14 protein-coding genes and 1 pseudogene are annotated in these 20,969 nt (G+C 44.3%); 8 read left to right on the top strand and 7 right to left on the bottom strand.

Annotated features, from left to right (window positions below; all coding sequences use genetic code 11):
- Positions 1-10 precede the first annotated feature (10 nt).
- Both rnpA and rpmH read right to left on the bottom strand, forming a co-directional pair.
- Positions 11-382, bottom strand: coding sequence for a ribonuclease P protein component (gene rnpA, locus B4240_RS09520; protein ID WP_296238692.1), 372 nt, complete (start codon positions 380-382; stop codon positions 11-13).
- 204 nt (positions 383-586) lie between these two features.
- On the bottom strand, positions 587-721 hold the full coding sequence (rpmH, locus tag B4240_RS09515) for a 50S ribosomal protein L34 (RefSeq protein WP_007394757.1): 135 nt from the start codon (positions 719-721) through the stop codon (positions 587-589).
- 633 nt (positions 722-1,354) lie between these two features.
- Here rpmH and dnaA point away from each other — a divergent pair.
- The 6 genes and pseudogenes from dnaA to B4240_RS09485 all read left to right on the top strand — a co-directional run bounded on the left by dnaA (position 1,355) and on the right by B4240_RS09485 (position 10,942).
- Positions 1,355-2,800, top strand: coding sequence for a chromosomal replication initiator protein DnaA (gene dnaA / locus B4240_RS09510; RefSeq protein WP_296238690.1), 1,446 nt, complete (start codon positions 1,355-1,357; stop codon positions 2,798-2,800).
- 190 nt (positions 2,801-2,990) lie between these two features.
- Positions 2,991-4,166, top strand: a complete 1,176-nt coding sequence (dnaN, locus tag B4240_RS09505) for a DNA polymerase III subunit beta (RefSeq protein ID WP_296238689.1) — start codon at positions 2,991-2,993, stop codon at positions 4,164-4,166.
- Between the two features lie 92 nt (positions 4,167-4,258).
- Positions 4,259-5,500: pseudogene (gene recF / locus B4240_RS09500) on the top strand (DNA replication/repair protein RecF); the annotation flags it as partial.
- Positions 5,501-6,071: 571 nt separating this feature from the next.
- A complete protein-coding gene (gene gyrB / locus B4240_RS09495; RefSeq protein ID WP_414707122.1) occupies positions 6,072-8,693 on the top strand; it encodes a DNA topoisomerase (ATP-hydrolyzing) subunit B in 2,622 nt (873 codons plus the stop codon).
- Between the two features lie 109 nt (positions 8,694-8,802).
- Positions 8,803-10,284, top strand: a complete 1,482-nt coding sequence (locus tag B4240_RS09490) for a DUF6880 family protein (RefSeq protein WP_296238685.1) — start codon at positions 8,803-8,805, stop codon at positions 10,282-10,284.
- Between the two features lie 49 nt (positions 10,285-10,333).
- Positions 10,334-10,942 (top strand): manganese efflux pump MntP family protein, encoded by a 609-nt coding sequence (locus B4240_RS09485; protein ID WP_296238683.1) that lies wholly within the window; start codon positions 10,334-10,336, stop codon positions 10,940-10,942.
- Between the two features lie 234 nt (positions 10,943-11,176).
- Here the strand turns inward: B4240_RS09485 and rlmF are convergent, their stop codons facing one another.
- Together rlmF and B4240_RS09475 are read right to left on the bottom strand one after the other, a co-directional pair.
- Complete coding sequence (rlmF, locus tag B4240_RS09480; RefSeq protein ID WP_296238681.1) at positions 11,177-12,199, bottom strand: 23S rRNA (adenine(1618)-N(6))-methyltransferase RlmF; 1,023 nt, start codon at positions 12,197-12,199, stop codon at positions 11,177-11,179.
- A 65-nt stretch (positions 12,200-12,264) separates the two neighbouring features.
- Complete coding sequence (locus B4240_RS09475; RefSeq protein WP_296238676.1) at positions 12,265-12,969, bottom strand: LysE family translocator; 705 nt, start codon at positions 12,967-12,969, stop codon at positions 12,265-12,267.
- 220 nt (positions 12,970-13,189) lie between these two features.
- Between B4240_RS09475 and B4240_RS09470 the strand changes: the two genes are divergently transcribed.
- The gene (locus B4240_RS09470; protein WP_296238674.1) at positions 13,190-13,993 is read left to right on the top strand and encodes a crotonase/enoyl-CoA hydratase family protein; all 804 of its coding nucleotides are present in this window, start codon (positions 13,190-13,192) and stop codon (positions 13,991-13,993) included.
- A gap of 70 nt (positions 13,994-14,063) precedes the next feature.
- Entirely contained in the window at positions 14,064-15,239 is a 1,176-nt protein-coding gene (locus B4240_RS09465; RefSeq protein ID WP_296238672.1) for a MalY/PatB family protein, read from the top strand.
- Positions 15,240-15,275: 36 nt separating this feature from the next.
- On the opposite strand, the gene B4240_RS09460 is transcribed toward B4240_RS09465, so the two are convergent.
- The 3 genes from B4240_RS09460 to B4240_RS09450 form a co-directional block, all read right to left on the bottom strand.
- Positions 15,276-16,844 carry an FGGY-family carbohydrate kinase gene (locus B4240_RS09460; RefSeq protein WP_296238671.1) on the bottom strand — a complete coding sequence of 523 codons (1,569 nt, stop codon included), beginning with the start codon at positions 16,842-16,844 and terminating at the stop codon, positions 15,276-15,278.
- A gap of 183 nt (positions 16,845-17,027) precedes the next feature.
- Positions 17,028-18,692 (bottom strand): glycerol-3-phosphate dehydrogenase/oxidase, encoded by a 1,665-nt coding sequence (locus tag B4240_RS09455; RefSeq protein ID WP_296238669.1) that lies wholly within the window; start codon positions 18,690-18,692, stop codon positions 17,028-17,030.
- A 12-nt stretch (positions 18,693-18,704) separates the two neighbouring features.
- On the bottom strand, positions 18,705-20,471 hold the full coding sequence (locus tag B4240_RS09450) for an FAD-binding oxidoreductase (RefSeq protein WP_296238667.1): 1,767 nt from the start codon (positions 20,469-20,471) through the stop codon (positions 18,705-18,707).
- Positions 20,472-20,969 lie beyond the last annotated feature (498 nt).

The following is a 20,969-nucleotide window of genomic DNA, read 5'->3' as shown; positions in this document are numbered from 1 at the left end:
AATAATTCATTTAATTCTTTTCTATTTTTTTAAATATACTATTAATTTCATTTATTAAATCTTCATTATTTAAATCTTTTACAGATTTTTTAATAATAAAAACGATATCTTTATTTTCTAAATAAACGGCCTTTTTGCGAAACTGCTCGCGTATATAGCGTTTAATTAAATTTCGCGCAACAGCGGTCGGTACTTTACGTTTAGTAATGGCCATGCCCACTCGTGCCTGCTCACAATTATTGCTACGTACAAACGCCATTAAATGGCTCTGATGCAGCTTACGCTCAGGAGCATCGAATACCTCGCGAAAGGACGAAGGCGTGAGCAGGCGCTGCGCTTTGGTAAAACGAGCGTTAGAAGACGCTGAAACGGTATTGGACATAGTACAACCTAATGTAAGAGCTAATAACAATAGCAGAGATAATAGCGTAGAAATACCAACAAAGTATAGAGACAAAAAAAGCGCCGATATGGGCGCTTTTAATATATGGCTAAATGTCAGTTGTGATGATTGACTATCGCAATCTATAAATAATAGTAACACAACAAGCAGCGTTAGCCATGCTTATCGCAAACTACTGATTAATTATACAGTAAGGCGATGACGTCCTTTAGCGCGGCGACGAGCTAAGACCTGACGGCCTTTTTTGGTTGCCATACGTGCACGGAAACCGTGAGTACGTTTACGCTTGATCACGCTTGGTTGGAATGTACGTTTCATAACTCACCTATCAAAATAATGGACTAAATTCGTAATAGCGGAGGATTATACCACCGCGCAGTATTTTGGTCAACGAACTAATTTACTCTGTTTTTATACAAATGGTTTTTATCACAGAAAAAATATTTTTAATTTATCCGTGATCAGTTGATTGTGGTTAAGAAAATCTACGCTGGTTAAACCAAACTACCTTCTTAGAAAATCTATTTTGATAGTCGATTTTTAAAACTTATCCACAGTTTTTAGCGAACTCTATAATAATTAACTATTAATATATATAAGTATTGTTGTTATTGGGAGCCATATTATCTGTGGTTAACTTGATTTTTTTCTTTACTATCAAAGTGATAGGCTATGGGTAAGGCTGTGGATAACCTGTGGGTGAAATATGGATAACTCGCGCTATAAACTTATCCACAAAACTATCCACAATCTTATCCACAAAAAACAAGGTGTTATCCACAGGCTGTTTGTGATAGATTAGCCCCCTACTCGATGCATGATTTTAAGTGCTGTGATTATAGGGCACCCTCTTAATAAAAGAGTCATTCTATCGTCTCGAGCTAATAGATTTTCACCACAAAAATGGCGTCCTTTTGACCAAAATTTTGGACTATGGAGTTTGTACTTTTCATGATTGATACAGCAACTGTTTGGGATAAGTGCCTAAACGACTTACGTTATCACGTCAAAGATAACGTCTTTACGATGTGGTTAAGACCGTTATCTGCTCATCAAGAAGGCAGTAGTTTAATTATTCTTGCCCCTAATGATTATTTTGTAAGCTATATCAAAAAGAATCATTTACAAGACATCCAACAACTGGTTGTTAAACATAGCCAAGGTAGTATCGAAGACGTTATTGTTCGTGTGGATAATGCTGGTCGCGATACGGTTGATAGTAGTCAGGCGCAGTCAGGTAGTTTATTTGAAGAAGACCAGCCCTCCCATACTCTGTCAGATCACAATTTTCAAACCTCGCATCATAATATTGCTAGAGCGGATGTTGATGCTAATATGCGTCATGCAGAACTGATCGAGTCTGCCGACGCCAAATCATTAAGCTATCTGAATCCTGACTTTACCTTTGAAACCTTTGTAACTGGTAAGTCTAATAATCTGGCGTACAAAGCCTGTTATGAGCTTGGAAAACGCCAATCAAAAAATCGGCACAATCCTTTATTTATATATGGACCTTCTGGATTGGGAAAAACGCATTTAATGCATTCTGTAGCGCATCGCTATTTAAAAAATAATCTAAGCTTTTATTATTTCACTTCTGAGAAATTTATTAATCAATTAGTTTATTCATTAAGAAATAATAAAATAGAAGATTTTAAAAAGAAAATAAAAAAAGTAGATTTATTAATTGTAGATGATATTCATGTATTGGCTGGAAAGACGAAAAGTAGTAATGAGTTTTTGACATTATTTGCCGACTTTACCAGCGGTGATAAGCAACTGATTTTGGCATCAGATCGTCATCCATCACAGATGACGGAGTTTGATGAGCGTTTTAGGTCGCGCTTTTCTTGGGGCTTGACGGTTGCGGTGGATCCACCTGAGATTGATACACGGGTACAAATTTTACAAAGAAAAGCCGCATCGTATGGCATGAGCCTTCCTAAAGAATGTGCCCTATTCATCGCTCAAAACGTGGTCTCTAACGTTAGGCGATTAGAAGGTGCGTTAAATCAGGTATTTGCCAATGCCAACTTGACGGGCGCGCCCATTACGCTTGAGATGGTGCAATACGCCCTAAAAGACATCGTCGCGATGCGTGTGCAAGCGGTGAATATGGATAATATTCGTAAAGTGGTCGCCGAATACTATGATGTGAGCGTAAAAGATATCATGGGCCGAAAACGTACCCGCAGTATTGCCAGACCACGGCAAATAGCAATGGCGTTATCACGCGAGTTAACCAGTGATAGCTTTCCTGAAATTGGTCAGTCATTTGGCGGCCGCGATCATACGACAGTGATGCATGCCTGTGATAAGGTCAATGAGCTACGCGCTGCGGACCCCGCGTTTGATAAGGATTACAAAACGCTTGCCTTGATGTTACAAGCAGGCTAGCAGCTTGCGTTATCACAATGTTGTCGTAAGTAGATATGGTTTATAATATTTTAAGTATTAGCAGAGATAAGCTGTATGGATTATCATCAGTAGACAAGGTATTATTAAGCCATTATTTTAAAATCACATAATTTAAGAACGTATAAAAATTCTTTTAATAAGCGCAACTAATAAACAAGAGTAACTAAGCATGCAATTATCGATTAATCGAGAGTCGTTACTAAAAGCCATTAACTTGATCGCCAAAGCGGCTGATAAGCGCCACAATATGGTTATCTTGGGCAATATCAAGCTACAATTGTCTGAGTCAGCGCTTGTTTTGACTGCCTCTGATTTAGAAGTAGAGCTGACATCGACGCTAAAATTGCCTGCTGGTGCTTGTATTGAAGCCGGTACAACGACATTACCTGCAACAAAGCTTAGAGATATTTGTAAATCGCTACCAGCACAAGCGCAGGTCAATCTGACCACGCAAGAAAATGAGCGCTGCCTGTTGACTAGCGGCAAAAGCCGCTTTACTTTGGGCACATTGCCTAGCGAGGATTATCCAAACCTTGGTAATCCTGAAAATATCACGCCTTTGACGATTAGCCGTAGCCGTTTAACAGATTTGATCCATAAAACCCAGTTTGCCATGGCCATCCAAGATGTCCGCTATTATCTGACAGGTATGCTATTTGATGTGTCACAGCAGCAGTTGACCACGGTAGCAACCGACGGGCACAGATTAGCGTTAGCACGTAGTGTCATTGATGTCAGTAGCGACTTAAATATGCAGGCAATTTTGCCGCGTAAAGCGGTGATTGAGCTTGAGCGTCTGGCTTCTGAGCTTGGTAAGATGCTTGGTGATAAAGACAATGCAGTCACCCTAAGCTTTGGCCGTGAATTTTTGCAAGTAAGCTTACCGTTTGGCGATGTGGATAGCGCAGGGCAGGTGAGTGATAACTTAATGGTGACGTTTACCGCGCGCCTTATCGATGGCAAATTCCCTGATTATCGCCGTGTCATGCCCAGTAATACCGATAAATTGGCGCTATTTAACCAAGAAAAAATGTCCGATGTGCTACGCCGTGTGGCAATTTTGAGTAATGAAAAATCTCGCGGCGTGGTATTTAACTTTGCTAGCGATGGCATGGTAGAGGTACGCGCTAATAACGCTGAGCAAGACGAGGCGGTCGAGATGGTACAAGCAAAGTATCAGGGTGAGCCAATGGAGCTGTCATTTAATGCCGCGTATCTGCAAGACGTCTTAGGGGTTATCCAAGGCGACTTGCAAATGCATATGAGCCAATCAAACGCCTCAGTGCTGGTCAATCAGCTTAATGATGACTTCCATCAATATGTCATTATGCCCATGCGTATATAGTTTTTTTTCTTAACTCAATTCAATTTAATGAAAAACTTTTGTTTACTAATTTGCAAACAGTAAAATAGGCGGCTGTCACTATTATGATTGAACGTCTACAAATTTCACACCTACGTAATTTGGCTCAAGTTAGTCTAAACACTGCCGCTTGCAACGTCATCATCGGTGCAAACGGCAGTGGCAAGACTTCGTTACTCGAGGCGATATTTTTGCTCTCACGGGGTAAAAGTTTTCGTCATCATCAGCCCAAACGTTATATTCAGCACCACGAAAATGCAGCAACAGTGCACGCTAGGCTCAATGATAGCACTACCTTAGCGATTCAAAAACAATTGGATGCGACGACGGTTCTGCGCCTAAATCAAGCCACGGTTTATAATCAAAGTATCTTAACCGAGCAGCTGCCAACACTGCTAATCGATCCCTCTACGATGGATATGTTGGAACAGGGCAGTGCCAGCCGCCGCCAACTATTAGATTGGCTAGTGTTTCACATGAAACAAGGTTTTCATCCGCAGTGGGTTGCCTACCAACGTCTCTTAAAACAGCGCAATAGTTTACTAAAGAAGAGTCGCCAGCTGACGCAAGTACAGCTCACTGAGTTAAAATCATGGGATAAAGGGCTTGCTAGCCATGCCGCCCTTATCCATCACTATCGTGAGCGTGTCTTTACCGAGTGGCAGCCTTATTTTGCTGAGAGTATCGCGCAGTTATTGCCTGCTTATGCTGAGCAATTAAGCCTAAGCTATAACGCCGGCTACGACACTAATATCCCGCTAGATATCCAGCTTAACGAGCGCTTAGAGCAAGATTTGCAGCTGGGTTATACGCGCATCGGTAATCACCGCGCTGATGTTCATGTTCATTGGCGCTCTAGTGATTTATCAGAGCCTGTTAACAACGAAACAGACAGCAGTGCAATCGCAGCATCGACAACTATAGAAAAAGCAGACACTGCGGCCAAACTACCGACTATAAAAGAACAGGCCGCTAACGTTCTCTCTCGCGGTGAAAAAAAGCTATTAATTACCGCTTTACGCTTATCGCAGTTGCCACTATTACTTAATGATGAAAAAGTCTTATTTACCGAAGATAAGGAAAATAGGACACTTAGCCACGATGTCAAAGCGCGAGCTACGCCAGTGGTGCTGTTAGATGATATCACTGCAGAGCTGGATGATAGGGCGATTAAGATTTTATTGACGACGTTAGCGCAGCTGCCCTGTCAGGTTTTTATGACCAGTTTAACCGACGAGATTTTACCTTTGGTGCACGAATATTGGTCAGAACTTAGTGTGTTTCATGTGAAACAAGGCGAGGTAACGCTTTTCTAAATTGTCACATTTATAAAAAACATACCGCCCATTATTTGTTACTAATTTTGCTCTTATTTCTCATCATGATTTGCTCAAAATGTCTCCAAACGTACTTTATTTTGATTAACTTTTTGTCAAATAAATACCTTCCTAAAATGCTTGCTCAATACTAATAAAACTGTCAGTAAACAGTGACTTAGCGGCAAAAAAATGCTAAAATAGAGCTTTATTTTTGTCCTGTTCTCAGCAAGTTATCTTACAAAATTTTATCAGTATTTTTTAAGGGTTTCTTAGTAATTTTTAGCGCCTAAGTGCTTGATAATTATGCGCTTATTTCTAATGTGTTTTAATGATGGATGAAATAATAGCAGCGTATATTAAAAACAGTGATTGAAAAGTAGATTATATTTACGCTTGCTTTTCTAACACTGTTTTATATTCTTTTGAGCAACCTCTGATAAAGCTTTTGCTAACTCTATAACTAAATATTTTGACCATAAAACGTTAACTCTAAGATAACGTCGTCGAGCATTGCCATTGTGGCGCGCAGATGACACATAGCTGATAAAGGCTAGATTAAGGAATACACATGAGTGATTCATTACCTACCGACCACGAACAAATGATGACAGACAGCGCTTTGGATACGGTTACTTCCGCTGCCGTCTCTGAAGGATTATCCTCTGATTATAGCTCCAAAGATATTCGTGTACTGCGCGGATTAGAAGCGGTGCGCGTACGTCCTGGTATGTATATTGGTGATACCGATGATGGTACCGGCTTGCATCATATGGTCTTTGAGGTAGTCGATAACTCTATCGATGAGGCGTTGGCCGGTCATTGTGACCAGATTGATATCATTATCCATGAAGATGAGTCGGTTAGTGTCATGGACAACGGTCGCGGCGTCCCTGTGGATATCCATCCAGAAGAAGGCGTATCAGCGGCGCAGGTTATCATGACGGTGTTGCATGCTGGCGGTAAGTTTGACGATAACAGCTATAAAGTATCGGGCGGTCTACATGGCGTCGGGGTTTCGGTTGTCAACGCCTTGTCTAAAAAGCTTGAGATGAATATCTGGCGTGAAGGCTATCATTATCATCAGACGTATACTGACGGCGTCCCTGATGCAGATATTCAGCAGATGGAAGCGACCGATAAGACGGGTACGCAAATCCGTTTTTATCCAAGTAACGATGTCTTTACCGGTACTATCTTTGAGTACGATATTTTAGCCAAACGCTTACGTGAGCTGTCTTTTTTAAACTCAGGGGTGCGCATTGTGTTGACCGATGAGCGCATTGATAAACGTCACGAGTTTGAGCATAAAGGCGGCTTGTCAGAGTTTGTCAGCTACATCAATGCTGGCAAAGACGGCATTAACGACGTCTTTCATTTCACCAGCGAGCAAGATGACGGCATCAGTGTCGAGGTGGCATTGCAGTGGACAGATACGTATAACGAAAAAGTACTGTGCTTTACCAATAATATCCCGCAGCGCGATGGCGGCACGCATTTATCTGGTTTCCGCTCAGCTTTGACGCGTGGCCTTAACAGCTACATGGATCGCGAAAACTTATTTAAAAAAGAGAAAGTTGCGGTCAGTGGTGATGATGCGCGTGAAGGCTTGACGGCGATTGTTTCGGTAAAAGTACCAGATCCAAAATTCTCCAGTCAGACCAAAGATAAGCTGGTTTCAAGTGAAGTAAAATCTGCGGTTGAATCCGCCATGCACGATAAGTTTAACGACTATCTGCTTGAAAACCCAAGCGCTGCTAAAGGTATTGCTAATAAGATTATCGATGCGGCGCGTGCCCGTGATGCGGCGCGTAAAGCTCGTGAAATGACGCGCCGTAAAACTACGTTAGATATCGCTGGCCTGCCGGGTAAATTGGCGGATTGTCAGGAAAAAGATCCAGCGTTATCAGAGCTTTATATTGTGGAAGGGGACTCTGCAGGCGGCTCAGCAAAACAAGGTCGCAGCCGTAAAACCCAAGCAATTTTGCCATTAAAAGGTAAAATTCTAAACGTTGAGCGCGCTCGTTTTGACAAAATGCTGTCATCTGCTGAAGTTGGTAACCTAATCACTGCCCTTGGTTGCGGCATTGGACCGGATGAATATAACCCTGATAAAGTGCGTTATCATAAAATCATCATTATGACCGATGCGGACGTTGATGGCTCGCATATTCGTACGCTGCTGTTGACTTTCTTCTTCCGTCAAACGCCGGAATTGATTGAGCGCGGTTATATTTATATCGCCCAGCCGCCGCTTTATAAAGTGAAAAAAGGTCGTCAAGAGCTGTATTTAAAAGATGATGAAGCCTTAAAAGCGTATTTATTGTCATCAACGATTGATAATACTAAGCTGCACATCAGTGCTGACGCGCCTGCCATTACTGGCCAAGCGCTTGAGAGTTTGTTAAATGATTATAATCAGACTCAGCTGATCAAAGCGCGTTTGCAGATTCGTTATCCAGCCGTTTTATTAGATGCATTAACGCATACGCCGAAGCTTAGCACGGATATGACCTATGATAAGTCAGCGATGGAAGCATGGAGAGCGTCGTTACAAGAGCAGCTTGAGCAGTTCGGTAGTGAGTTAAGTCCTGAGATTGAACTGGTCAATATCCATGCGCCGCAACCAAAAAATATGGATGCCGCCGCTGCGGATTTATTGGGGATGACGCCCGTTGTAGAATCCGAGGAAAGCGAAGCGTCTGCTGATGACGGTGACACTTTATCTAGCAAAGCGCAATGGCTACCGCGTATCACGGTTTATGTGCATCAATTGGCGCATCATTATCTGCTAGATGCCAGCTTTATCAATTCAGGCGAATATACCAAGCTGCTACGTTTATCGAGCGAGTGGAATACGCTACTTGCAGAGGATGCCTTTATCCGCCGTGAAGCAAGTGCAGGTACCACCAAAGATATCCCTGTACGTGACTTTGATTATCTCTGGCAACAAATGATGCTTGATGCGCGCCGGGGTTTGGCAATTCAGCGCTATAAAGGGCTGGGTGAGATGAACGCCGACCAGCTTTGGGATACGACCATGGATCCTGAAAACCGCCGCATGCTTCGCGTGTCGATTGAAGATGCGATTGCCGCTGACCATATGTTTACCTGCTTGATGGGCGATCATGTTGAGCCGCGCCGTATCTTTATTGAAGAGAATGCATTGACGGTTTCTAATCTGGATATTTAATATTAAATATTTGAAATTAGACTGATTATTCTATAAAGTCATCCTGCTAGCAGGATGACTTTTTTGTTTCATGTGAAACATAATAAATAAAAATAGTGAGTAACCCACCATGCTGAACACAGAGCAAAAAAAGTATTTATCACAACTGCCAAAAACAGCCTTAGTCGATTTCGTCGCTGATGTGTATGGTGTAGATAAAATGCTAGATAAAAAAATTGAGCGTCTGCTATTACAATCTGATAAGCCTAAACTCATAAAAAAATTAACCACGGCATTAAAAGGACTCAGAAGACGAAGAAAGTTTATAGATTATTGGGAATCTAGCGAATTTGCTACTGAGCTTCAGCATTTGGCCAGTGATGTGATGAGCCTTTACTCTGAACAACCGCAAGAGTGCTTGGTGCTACTTGAGTTATTTATAGAGTCTACTAATGCTAGCTTAGAACGTGCTGATGACTCGAACGGTTATATTGGTGATGTGTATAGAAGGCTAACCTCGTCTTGGCTGACAGTTGCTAGCACTTGCTATGAGCAAGAAAAGCAAGCTATTCCTGTTGATGAGCGCGATATACTCAGTCATGCTTGGGTAAAGAAGGTAAAAGCGCTGGTTGACGATAATGATTATGGCACCAAAGATGATTTATTAGAAAATATTAGTCAGCTATTATCTGAGTCTGAGATACGTGGATTGATTACTGATTACCAACATGAGCGTGAAATTATTCAAACAAAAAAGGCAAATGGAGATACGCTCAATGTAAAGCAAAACAGCCCTTTACACGATGATGCTTTTTCGATTAACTATGAAAAAATAGTGATTGAGATCGCCATAAAAAGCCTAGCAAGAGCGCTAGGTGATGTGGAGCTTTTTGAAGCGCTCTTCTTTGAGATGCAAGCGACTAGAACGGTTCATCCTCGAAGATTACAAGAGTTGCTAACATTCTTGCTAAATCAAAGAGCTTTTGATAAGGCACTACACTACTTAAATGAAGAGTGGCAAAGTGATGGCTTGTTGGATAAAGTCAGACGCTTGGATTGGTTGAATCACATATATCACATGCAAAAAGATACCGATGCGCTTATGATAGTGCTAGGTGAGGCGTTTGAGCTACAACCAACTCCTTCACGGTTAAAAGCTATCATGGCTGCGGCCAGTCCTGCTCAGCAAGCTCAGTGGCGCAAAAGAGCTTATGAGCTGGCAGAAAAACAAGAGAGTGTATTTATGGCGACATCGCTGTTGCTGGAGATCGGAGAGATTGAGCTTGCCAATCAGGTCGCAGTTGCTCGTCATGCCCAGTTTGATGATGTGCATTACACCGCTTTAACAGGAATGCTAAAAGAATTGCCCGCTGAGACTGATTTACTCCAAGTGATTATTTATCGCAGTTTACTTAATGACATTCTAGACAGCTCTCGCAGTAAAGCTTATGGTCATGCGGCTCGCTACTTTAATCATCTAACAAACCTTGATACTGTTCTCAGTAGATCGCCTGAGTCTTATAGTGAACTTACCGCCCATAAAGAGTATGTCATTACGCTTAAAGATAAACATGGTAAAAAGCGTAGTTTTTGGGAAAAAATAAAAGATTAGATCAATATAGTGTTTCACGTGAAACTTATAATAATAAGCGAAAAATAAAATGCTTGAAGTTGTGTTACTCGCTATCGCTCTGGCAATGGATGCCTTTGCTGTAGCGATAGGGTTAGGCGCTAAATCGCAAAAACGAACTCGGCAATACTTATGGCGCTTGGCAGTTTATGCGGCGCTATACTTTGGCATTGCGCAGGGCGTGATGCCGCTGATTGGTTATCTATTAGGCGCAGCTTTATTAGGTTGGTTAGCCGCTGCTGCCCCTTGGATTGGTGGGCTTATCCTTATCGGACTTGGTGGCAAGATGCTTTATGAGGTATTTTTAGGAGGTGAGGAAGAGGCTGTAGATAAAGCGCTGCATACAAATCGCGAGGCAGTGTCTGTAAATGCTAGCCTAAAGAAGAATATCAATCATCGCACCATGTTTACCCTTGCGATTGCGACCAGTATCGATGCGATGGCAGCTGGTTTTACGCTTAACTTATTGGCGCTAAATGCGTGGTTGGCTTGTTTAATCATTGCGCTAGTTACCGCTATTTTTAGCGCTTTTGGTATTTATTTGGGGAAAAAATCAGGGACGCATCTCGAGGATAAAGCAGAGGCGTTAGGCGGCTTGGTGCTTATTTTAATTGGTTTAAAGGTGATGTTCTTTGGCTAAAAAATATCTCATATAGTCAATAAAGAGTAATTACGATACATCATAGACAGCTGGTATAAGTTTTTCTTGCTTGCTTGCTGTGCCTACGCCGACAGAGGCCGCGAAAAACTTATACCAGCTATACCTTCATCCTTTTAAAATACTTTTACTTTATTGCTTAATAAAAAAACCGCTTCGAATCTCAAAGCGGTTTTTTGTTTCACGTGAAACTTGCAGGAAGTTTTCAAACAGTGATTATATTTCATCAATATTAAAGCGCCACGCTAGCACACGAGTATTTTTTTGTCCCTGGCTCATCTCAATAATTCGCATTTGCGCCACATCCAGTTGCTTTAATAACAGTTGTAGTGGTTTCACGTTTTCTGATTTTGACACCAAACTGGTGAACCAGCCAACGTGCTCGGCAAAGTTTTGACTCTCTTTTATCATATTGGTTAAAAAAGCAATCTCGCCGCCCTCAGACCACAACTCTTTATGCTGACCACCAAAGTTTAGGTTTTGCGCGGCATTACCAGCTTTGGTTGAATGACGGCTTATTTGCTCGCTCTCATTTTTACCGCGGTGCCGTTGCAGGTTATGCTGCTTGCGGCTATTGGCTTCCATTGCTTCATCGAGTGACGCATGAAATGGTGGGTTACAAACCACCACATCAAAATAATCTTGGCGACCGATGATATTTTTAAAAATAAATCTAGGCTCGGGTTGCAGCTTTACTTTAACCGCGCCTTTTAGTTTTGGATTGGCGTCACAAATCAGAGCAGCGGTATTAACCGAAATGGGGTCGATATCGCTCGCGGTAAAACGCCAGCCGTAACTTTGACTACCGATAATTGGATAAATCGCACTGGCGCCCGTTCCAATATCGAGGGCGTGGATTTCTTTGCCCGTTGGCGGCGTGTGGTCGTCATTAATATGCGTGGTTTGCGCCAATAAATCGGCAATATAGTGAATATAATCGGCACGTCCCGGTATCGGCGGGCAGAGATAGCCTTCTGGAATGTCCCAAAATTTAACGCCATAGTAATGAGCAAGTAGTGCTTGATTAAGCACGCGTACCGCTTGATGATCCGAGAAATTAATCGTCGGCTCACCTTTAGGATTGGTAATGGTATGCTTAGCAAGCTCAGGTAAGGCACGCGTCAATAGCGTAAAGTCATAACGACCTTGGTGCGGGTTGCGCGGATGTAGCTTACCAAGTTTTTTGGCGGTTTCAGGTGAGCGGTTACGGTGTTTCTGGTTTGGGCGGGTACTGGTCATAGTATGGGGCTTTGAGGTTTGAATATAATCAACCAGTTTAGCAGATTTCGCAGCTCGCGAATGCCTTATCGGCTGCGTAAAATGAGGTTTAACCCCAATACAATCATTGCGCTACCTAAGACACGGTCTATCCAATGCTCAACGCGCTGAAATCGTCGATGAATCGCAGGAATAGAGAGCAGCATGACCACCGTACTAAACCACGCCATCTGTAATATCATCATCCATACGCCGTAGATGGAGAGCTGCCACAGCGGAATGCCGGGCGATAATACTAAAGTAAATATAGCGACAAAATATACTGGTGCTTTGGGATTAAAGACATTACAAAAAAAGCCACGGCGCAGAATGGCAAATGTTGAATCGCTATTGATGGCTGAGTTTGTATTAGAAGGCAGCGTTGGGTCAGATAGAGCGAGTTGTGAAACGTTTGCAGCTGAATCTGTTAATTCTGCTGAATTTACTAAATCGACCGGATTTTTAGGTTTGGCCCCAATCCCTTGCCAACCCAGATAAATCAAATAACCACCACCTAACCATTTAATCGCAGTCAATAAAGGCTGAGAATGGGCAATTACTGTTGCCAGTCCTAGCACCGAATAGAGAATATGGACAGCAAGACCTAAAGTAATTCCAAGGCTACAAATCAAACCTGTACGCCGACCTTTCGCTAAGGTCTGCTGCGAAACCAACACAAAATCAGGGCCAGGGGAGGCGGCTGCAAGCAGGTGTACGCTGGTGATAAGCAAAAAACCGTGCCAAAATTCCATAAAACGCTCTGCGTAAAGTCTTGGTTTGGATAATAGTTGCACTTATCGCAAATCAGGTCAACTAAAAATGATGGCGACGCCGTTGCTTGTGTTATAGAGCGCAGATGTCTATATTAAAAGTCGGCTACTAGATTTTTAAGTGCTAGTTTTTAGAGCGATAAAGATATATGACTCCCGTCAAAGCCACTACGATAACTTCAAACATAAAAAGGATAAAACCATGTCTACGGAAAGTAATAACCATACAAACAATCGCATCACCTTTGAGAGCGATGGCTATCTCTGTCTAATCGGACTCAATCGCGCCGATAAACGCAACGCCTTTGATAGCCATATGATTAAGCAGTTATCCGAAGCGCTGACGCGTTATGAAAATGACGATAATCTACGCTGTGCGCTAATATTTGCCCATGGTGAACACTTCACGGCTGGGCTTGATTTGATGGAGCTGCAAGATAAGTGGGATAAAGGCGCGTTTGAATTTAACGAGGATGAAATCGACCCGTGGGGTATCGGTGGCAAGCTGCGTAAGAAACCTGTCGTCGTCGCGGTACAAGGCACCTGTCTTACCGCGGGTATTGAGCTGATGCTAAATAGTGATGTCGTTATCGCAAGTGACAACTGCAACTTTGCGCAAATGGAAGTTCAGCGCGGCATCATGCCGTTTGGCGGAGCAACCGTCCGCTTCGTCGCGGCAGCAGGTTGGCAAAAAGCGATGCCGTACCTACTTACCGGTAAAAACTTCGATGCACAAACCGCGGATAGGCTAAATCTGGTCAGTGAAGTGGTGGCAAATGGCGAAGAATATGAGCGCGCAATGACTATCGCGCAAGAGATATGCAAAGCGGCACCGCTTGGCGTACAAGGGCTATTGTCCTCAGCGCAAGACGCCAGTCGTAGTGGCACTGCTGCTGCATTGGCTAATATCCATAGCTATTTACCACATCTGTTTTACTCAGAAGATGCCCGCGAGGGCGCGATGGCGATGGTTGAGAGACGTGAGGCTGAGTTTAAAGGGCGTTAGGCCGCTTTAAAGACACAAATATTTGAGTTTCGACTTATTAAAACCCACTGTTAAGGAGAGAAGCAAACGGATGCCTCACAACTTTGATGAAATCATAGACAGACGTAATACGGGGTCGTTTAAATGGCATTATAGCGATGACACCATTCCGCTGTGGGTCGCGGATATGGACTTTAAGGCCGCCGAGCCTATATTGACGGCGATTGAGCAAATCGTGCAGCATGGCATATTGGGTTACACCGTTCCGACCGAGCCTTTATACCAAGCGATTATCGACTGGCATGGCAGTCGTTATGGTTTGTGGCTCGATAAGCAGGATATCCTATTTTCTCCGGGCGTGGTGCCAAGTTTGGTGCTATTGATGAAAGTATTTACCGAGGTAGGAGATGCGGTACTTATCAATGACCCTATTTATACGCCGTTTATGACCAAAGTTTTGGACAATAAACGTAAGCTTGTCACCTCTGCATTAAAGGAAGTAGAGGGTAAATACCGTCTAGACTTGGACGATATTGAAGCCAAGATAGTCGAGCATAAGGTAACGCTTTATTTGTTTTGTAATCCTCACAATCCTGGCGGGCGCGTATGGACGCTCAATGAGCTTAAGGCGTTACTTTCAATCTGTAAAAAGCATAATGTGGCGATTGTTAGCGATGAGATTCATCAAGATTTAACCTTAAGTGGTTATCAATTTACCCCGTTGTTAACGCTAGCAGAAGCGGCAGGGTACGCGCATAAGGTGGTGAGCCTAACATCAATGACCAAAACCTTTAATATTGCTGGTATTAAAGGCTCGATGATCTTTGCTAAAGATCGCGCACTACTTCGTAAAATTAGTAAGCAACAGCGCTTAAGTGACGAGCATGAGCTGAATTTATTTGCTTACGCAGCGATGCGCAGTGCTTATGAAGAGGGCGGTGATTGGCTGGCACAGGCGCTTGATTATATCGAAGCGAATATTGACTTAACCGTGCAGTTTTTAGAAAAGCACCTACCCAAAATTAAGGTCATGCGCCCTGAGGCCTCGTATTTGATTTGGCTCGATTGCTCGGCGTACTTTGATGACGATCAAGCGCTTTATGACGCGCTTAGAGAAGCTAAGGTTGAGCTTAGTGCGGGCATCAAGTACGGCCGCGAGGGGCATCTGAAAATGCGTATTAATGTAGCATGTCCTGAGGCAGTTTTGAGAGAGGGGTTAAATCGGGTTTATAGCGCTTTAAACAGCAATGAAAACCCTAAAGCCTAATTAGCATTAAGGCTAAGCTAACGCAGATATTTTATATCATTTAGCAGGATAACCCGTAATATCTTGAATGCTGTGATATAACGGCTTTAGGCGCTCATACATTTTAAGATAAACCTCGTTGTACAGGCGCTTATAGAGTTGCACGTTGGCGTCAATCGGTAAAAACTCATCGCCCAAATGGGTCATGGCGTCGCTTGCCGTCGCGTGGTCGGGATAAACGCCAAGACCCACTGCGCAGTTGATGGCTGCGCCGAGGCCTGAGGCTTCATAAGTATGCGGGCGGTAGGCGGGCATGCCAAAGATATCTGCTGTCAGCTGCATCGCCGAGTCACTTTGCGAGCCGCCGCCAGAGACGCGCAGATGTTTGATGGGTTTGCCCGTACGCTTTTCAATCGTGTCAAAGCCAAGCTTAAGCTCGTAAGCCAGCCCCTCCAAGATAGCGCGATAAACGTGCGCCCGCGTATGCACATCACCAAAACCAATAAGCGCGCCTTTACCTTCAAGTCCCGGATGACGAACGCCGGGTGACCAATACGGCTGCATCATCAGCCCCATACAGCCCGCTGGAATGTCCTTGACCGCTTGGTCAAGGAGCTTTTCGGTATCGATGCCCTGAGTTTTTGCCAGCTGCGCCTCGTATTGGGCAAATTGCTCCTTAAACCAGCTAACCATCCAAAAGCCGCGATAAATCATATATTCATGATTGTAGTAGTTCGGCGCGGCAGCGGTATAAGCGGGCATGTGCTTGAGGATTTCAACATAATTGCTCGAGGTGGTATTAATGGTTGCCGTGGTGCCAAAGCTTAAGCAGGCGGTATCAGCGACAAGTCCGGCGGAACCCAAAGCTTCGCAAGCTTTATCGCTGGCGGCGGCTATCATTGGCGTACCTTCAAGAATCCCTGTTGCTTTGGCAGCTTTTGCGCTGATGTGACCAAGCGGCTGACCGGGCGGCACAATTTTTGGCATTTGCTCAGGCTTGCAGCTAAATAAGCGCCATTTTAAATCTTTGGCTTTTAGCCACGTTTGCGCTTTATAGTCATAAGGCAGATAGCCAACTGAATGACCGGTCGAGTCGACAAGCTCGCCTGTGAGTCGATAGGTCAGGTAAGCGGAGAGATTGACATAATAGGCTGTTTTTGCCCAAATCTCTGGCTCATGCTGCGCCAGCCAATTACAGCGCGCTTTTTGCTGAGCCTCAGTCACCAGCTCACCCATACCGATGATTTTGGTCAATGGATCAAGAAAACCCATATCATTAGGCTCGCCGCGGCGCAAATCCATCCAGACGATAGCGGGGCGTAGCGGCTGTTTGTCTTTATCAAGGCAAATCATGGTATAACGCTGGGTGGCAAGACTGACACCAGCGATTTGCGCGGGCGCAATATTGCAAGTTTGCCATAACTGCTGACAAGCCTCGCTTAGCTTTTGCCAATAATAATCGGCGTGCTGCTCAGCAAAATTGGGCTGCTCGGAAAAATACGGCTCAATAGGCACGCGAGCTTTGGCAATCTCGTGACCGAATTGATCAAAAATAAGCGCTCTAACGCTTTGGGTACCATTATCGATGGCTAAAAAATAAATAGGAGTATCAAAGTTATGGGTCATAGTAGTCCTTTACTATAGTCGATACTGAATAAAGTGGATCCACGGGATGATAGTGCGAGGCTGGTACAAATTTTTCTTGCTTGCTGTGCCTACGCCGACAGAGGCTGCAAAAAATTTATCCCAGCCTCGCTGTGTCTCTTTTATATTGTCCTATCTATAGAGAGATGTCGCTAAAATAAAACGCTAAGCCGCTGGCAAGTGATAGTAACGTTGCCATAAATCTTGATAACGCTGCACTTCTTGCTGCCACTTTTGCTCATCCCAGCCGAGCTCCTGCTGACAGATTTGCTTAAGCCTTGCACTGATAAGCGGCGTCATCGCGCCATGGGGCAGAATTAAACCTAAACGCGTACGTCGCAGTAATAAATCGTCTAAATGGATGACTTGCTCGTAATGCGCCGCAAAACGAATCTCCGCCCAAATGGTGTTGCTGTCGGTGACATAGGCAAAATCGTCGTTATGGGCTAGCTCAAGTAAGGTATCAAGCTGTAAACCATAAAACCCTTTTAAGCGTGCTTGCAGCGGTGCAGGCAAGGTATTAAATTTCGGGTTGGTTGGGGTAAGATTGCTAAAAACTTGGTCATTGGATGAGCCATGATCTTGAATAGCGGCATCATCAAGCGCGAGAACTTTTTGACAAGTTTTAAGCACATCAAGGGCGATTAAGCGAAAGGTCGTTAGCTTACCGCCGCTGACGGTGACGAGATTGTTATCCAACCAAACGCTATGGTCGCGCTTTTCTTTGCTCGGACTGACGCGTTTACCGTCGCCGCCTTCGGATATCAGCGGCCGCACGCCCGCCCATGAACTAATGACGTCTTCTCGATTCAGGTCGGCATCATTAAAGAGATCATTGGTTGCCGCCAATAAATAATCGACCTCTTCATTAGTAATGCCGACTTCACTATCGTCCAAGGAAGGATGATCCAAATCGGTGGTACCAAGAACGGTGCGGTTTTCCCATGGGAAGACAAATACCGCTCGTTTATCGGCAGGATGTAAAAAGGTATAGGCGTGCTGAATTGGCAAACGTTCTTGACTAACAACCAAATGACTGCCGCGTGAGGGACGAATTTGCTTATGAAAGCTTTGCTCTGTCTGAGCACTGGCTTGCATCCGCAGGGTATCCGCCCAAGCACCCGTGGCACTCACCACCACTTTGGCATAAACGTCATAGGTTTGGGCGCTATTATCTGCCTCGGCGGTATCTTTTAGAGTTGCGCCCACGACCAAGCCTTGCTCATTGGTAATAAGCGCTTCGGCTTTTAGGTAATTAATCGCGTGCGCTCCGTCATGGATGGCTTCATCAAGTACACGCATAACGAGGCGCGAATCATCGGTCACCGCATCGCTAAATTGGCTCGCGCCTAAAAAATTATCTTGTTTGATATCAGGATTTAAGCTAAGAAAAGCGTCCCTTTTAAAGTAGGTAAAATAGCGCTTGCTGGCCAGTTTGTCATAGACGCGTAGCAGGGTATTAAATATCCACGGCGGCGGAAACTTACCTTTATAATGCGGCATGACATAGTGCATCTCATTAACGAGGCCGCCAGCTTCCGTCAGCATGCGCTCGCGCTCGCGTACGCTAAGTAACGTCGTCTTATAATCACCCGAGGCAATATAGCGCAGCCCGCCATGGACCATTTTGCTCGAGCGGCTTGACGTACCCCAAGCAAAGTCTTTTTGCTCGATAATTAATACGGCTAGGCCACGCCGCGCGGCTTCGCGAGCAATCCCAGCGCCCGTAATTCCGCCACCAATAATCAGCATATCCCAAGGTTCAGACGAGCGACGAGATAAAGGCGCTAGTGCTTGCTGGCGTTTAAGGCTTGGTTGGCTTTGATTCATAAGGCACTCTTCTTAGCTTGTCTGCTGTTCTTCAAGCAAAACACCCGGATTCATACGCTGCTCGGGGTCTAAGCTTTTAAGCATATCACGCGTCACTTGTATACCCAGATTGCCTTTTTCGGCAGCAAGGTAAGGCGCGTGATCGCGGCCAACACCATGCTGATGCGATATCGTCGCTTTACCATTGGCCACGCTTGAGCTGGCGGCGTGTTTGATTTTTTGCCAACGTTTTAGGGTCATGGCGTGGTCTTTTGCGGCGCGAAAGAAGTAGGTGGTATAAAGGCTAGCGCCTTGTTTATAGACATGGGAGATATGAGTAAATGCCATGACGTGCTCATTTTCATCTGCTAAAGACGTTTTGACTGCCTCTTGCATCTGTTGCATTTGCTCGTCGATGTTGTTCCAATTGGTTGCCGTCTCAAAGGTATCGACCATGATGCCTTTGTCCCATAAAGTACCGCGCAAATAAGGGAATTTAAAGCGCCCATGCGCCCACACGTTGCCCATGATATCAGTGATTTTACCCGTGACACTACCATGCTGTTTTAACAGCTTATTAAACTGCGTCAGTGCCAGTTTATTCTGCGCTTTATCGCCTGAGACGCCATAAGTGAGCATGACTTTATCTGAGCCGAGCCCGCGCGCTTTTAGATAAGTGCTAATCGCTAAAAACTGACTTGGTGAGGTGCCCAAATGTAGATGGGCATCGGTTTCGACGGCATTACTGAGACGCAGCATAGACAGGCGAATATTGCTTTGTACTGCTTGTCTAAGCACTTCTTTACCTGCTTCCCAGTTTGGTAAAAAAGCAACTTTGAATAGCTCCTCGATAGGCTGCGGCTGTACGCGCATTTTGACTTCGGTAAAGATACCAGCCCGACCCTCAGAGCCCATCATCATCTCGCGCAAATCAGGCCCCGCCGATGACGCCGGAATATCAGCGATATTGAGTACGCCTTGCGGGGTCACTAAAGTTCCGCCAGCAAACAACTGCTCGATACGGCCATAACCTAGCGATTGCTGACCACTAGAGCGCGCGGCAATCCAGCCACCAAGGGTTGATAGCTCCCATGACTGCGGATAATGCCCTAGCCGGTAACCGTACTCGCCTAATTGCGCCTCGACCGCTGGCCCTTGGGTACCCGCGCCAAAAGTCGCGATTTGGCTCTCAGTATCTAGGTCAATAAGCTGATCCATCTTGCTCATCGCCACCGTTAGTACGGGCCGTGAGCCTTTTTGCGGATTGATGTGCCCCGCAACAGAAGTGCCGCCGCCAAACGGAATAACGATAAGGTCGTGCTCTTCTGCGAGCTGTAATAAGGTCTGAACATCAGCGGTCGATTGCGGATGCGCCACGCCATCGGGGAATACTTCAAAGTCGCCGCCGTGCATCGCAATCCAATCTGGAAAGCTTTGGCCGCGTGCGTGTCTAAGCCTAACCTCGCTGTCAGTCGACACCATATCAAGCTCAGTGATAGCAGACGGCAGACGCGATTTAGGGACCGTTTTTAATACCTCTTGTAAGCTAACAGACGGCAGTTTTTTAGTTTTACCGATATGCGCTTTGATGAGTTTTGCGCCGTGCGCTGAGACTTTTTTATTAGTATTAACATTGCCCCAGCCATTCCAGCGCGTTTGCTCAATGGGCGTATTAGCGGGCTTATTATCAGTGCCATGGCCTTTTAAGCCAGGCTCTAGACTAGTATCGTCAGTAGGGACTGCTCGCGCAGTAGAGGAGGATTTATTGGTTTTACGAAAAAGAGAGTTAAGTTTGCTCATAGAAGTTATAACCTGTCCATTTATTATAACGCTATCGTCAACTGCTCTAGCTATATAAGTCAGATACGCTGTTAGGCTTGCTCAGTCTAGTGTTTGTAGTATTTGAGTTTGTCTTTTTCGTATCCAAATTATCTTGAACTAACGATAGTTTAAGTATGATTTATATGATTCATTATCATTTAATAACTAACAATTTGTCAGCGTTTACAATGCTAAATCTATAGCATAAAGGGTAAGCTGCTGATAATTGCCGATGATTTAAGCATAGCACAGTATAAACAAAAGTTTTATAGGTAAGGGTGATTTGTATAAGAAAAATTTATCTTAGCATCACTATTTAACTTTTAAATGAGCATTGTTTAACTTGCCTAAAGATTAGCTTTTTTATTCCTGTCATTATTAAGCTTTCTTTTAGCGCGTTCGCTTTCTTAAGCGAGAAATTTATCTTCGATATCTACTAATAATGGGCAATAAGTATTTATACCAAACCCAAAATAT

Source organism: Psychrobacter sp. UBA5136, assembly GCF_002414005.1.
Lineage (GTDB): Bacteria > Pseudomonadota > Gammaproteobacteria > Pseudomonadales > Moraxellaceae > Psychrobacter.
This window is presented reverse-complemented; position numbering and strand designations above follow the sequence as displayed.

Coding starts and splice junctions, on each gene's coding strand:
- rnpA (WP_296238692.1), bottom strand. CDS start 382: ATGTCCAATACCGTTTCAGCGTCTTCTAACGCTCGTTTTACCAAAGCG.
- rpmH (WP_007394757.1), bottom strand. CDS start 721: ATGAAACGTACATTCCAACCAAGCGTGATCAAGCGTAAACGTACTCAC.
- dnaA (WP_296238690.1), top strand. CDS start 1,355: ATGATTGATACAGCAACTGTTTGGGATAAGTGCCTAAACGACTTACGT.
- dnaN (WP_296238689.1), top strand. CDS start 2,991: ATGCAATTATCGATTAATCGAGAGTCGTTACTAAAAGCCATTAACTTG.
- gyrB (WP_414707122.1), top strand. CDS start 6,072: ATGAGTGATTCATTACCTACCGACCACGAACAAATGATGACAGACAGC.
- B4240_RS09490 (WP_296238685.1), top strand. CDS start 8,803: ATGCTGAACACAGAGCAAAAAAAGTATTTATCACAACTGCCAAAAACA.
- B4240_RS09485 (WP_296238683.1), top strand. CDS start 10,334: ATGCTTGAAGTTGTGTTACTCGCTATCGCTCTGGCAATGGATGCCTTT.
- rlmF (WP_296238681.1), bottom strand. CDS start 12,199: ATGACCAGTACCCGCCCAAACCAGAAACACCGTAACCGCTCACCTGAA.
- B4240_RS09475 (WP_296238676.1), bottom strand. CDS start 12,969: ATGGAATTTTGGCACGGTTTTTTGCTTATCACCAGCGTACACCTGCTT.
- B4240_RS09470 (WP_296238674.1), top strand. CDS start 13,190: ATGTCTACGGAAAGTAATAACCATACAAACAATCGCATCACCTTTGAG.
- B4240_RS09465 (WP_296238672.1), top strand. CDS start 14,064: ATGCCTCACAACTTTGATGAAATCATAGACAGACGTAATACGGGGTCG.
- B4240_RS09460 (WP_296238671.1), bottom strand. CDS start 16,844: ATGACCCATAACTTTGATACTCCTATTTATTTTTTAGCCATCGATAAT.
- B4240_RS09455 (WP_296238669.1), bottom strand. CDS start 18,692: ATGAATCAAAGCCAACCAAGCCTTAAACGCCAGCAAGCACTAGCGCCT.
- B4240_RS09450 (WP_296238667.1), bottom strand. CDS start 20,471: ATGAGCAAACTTAACTCTCTTTTTCGTAAAACCAATAAATCCTCCTCT.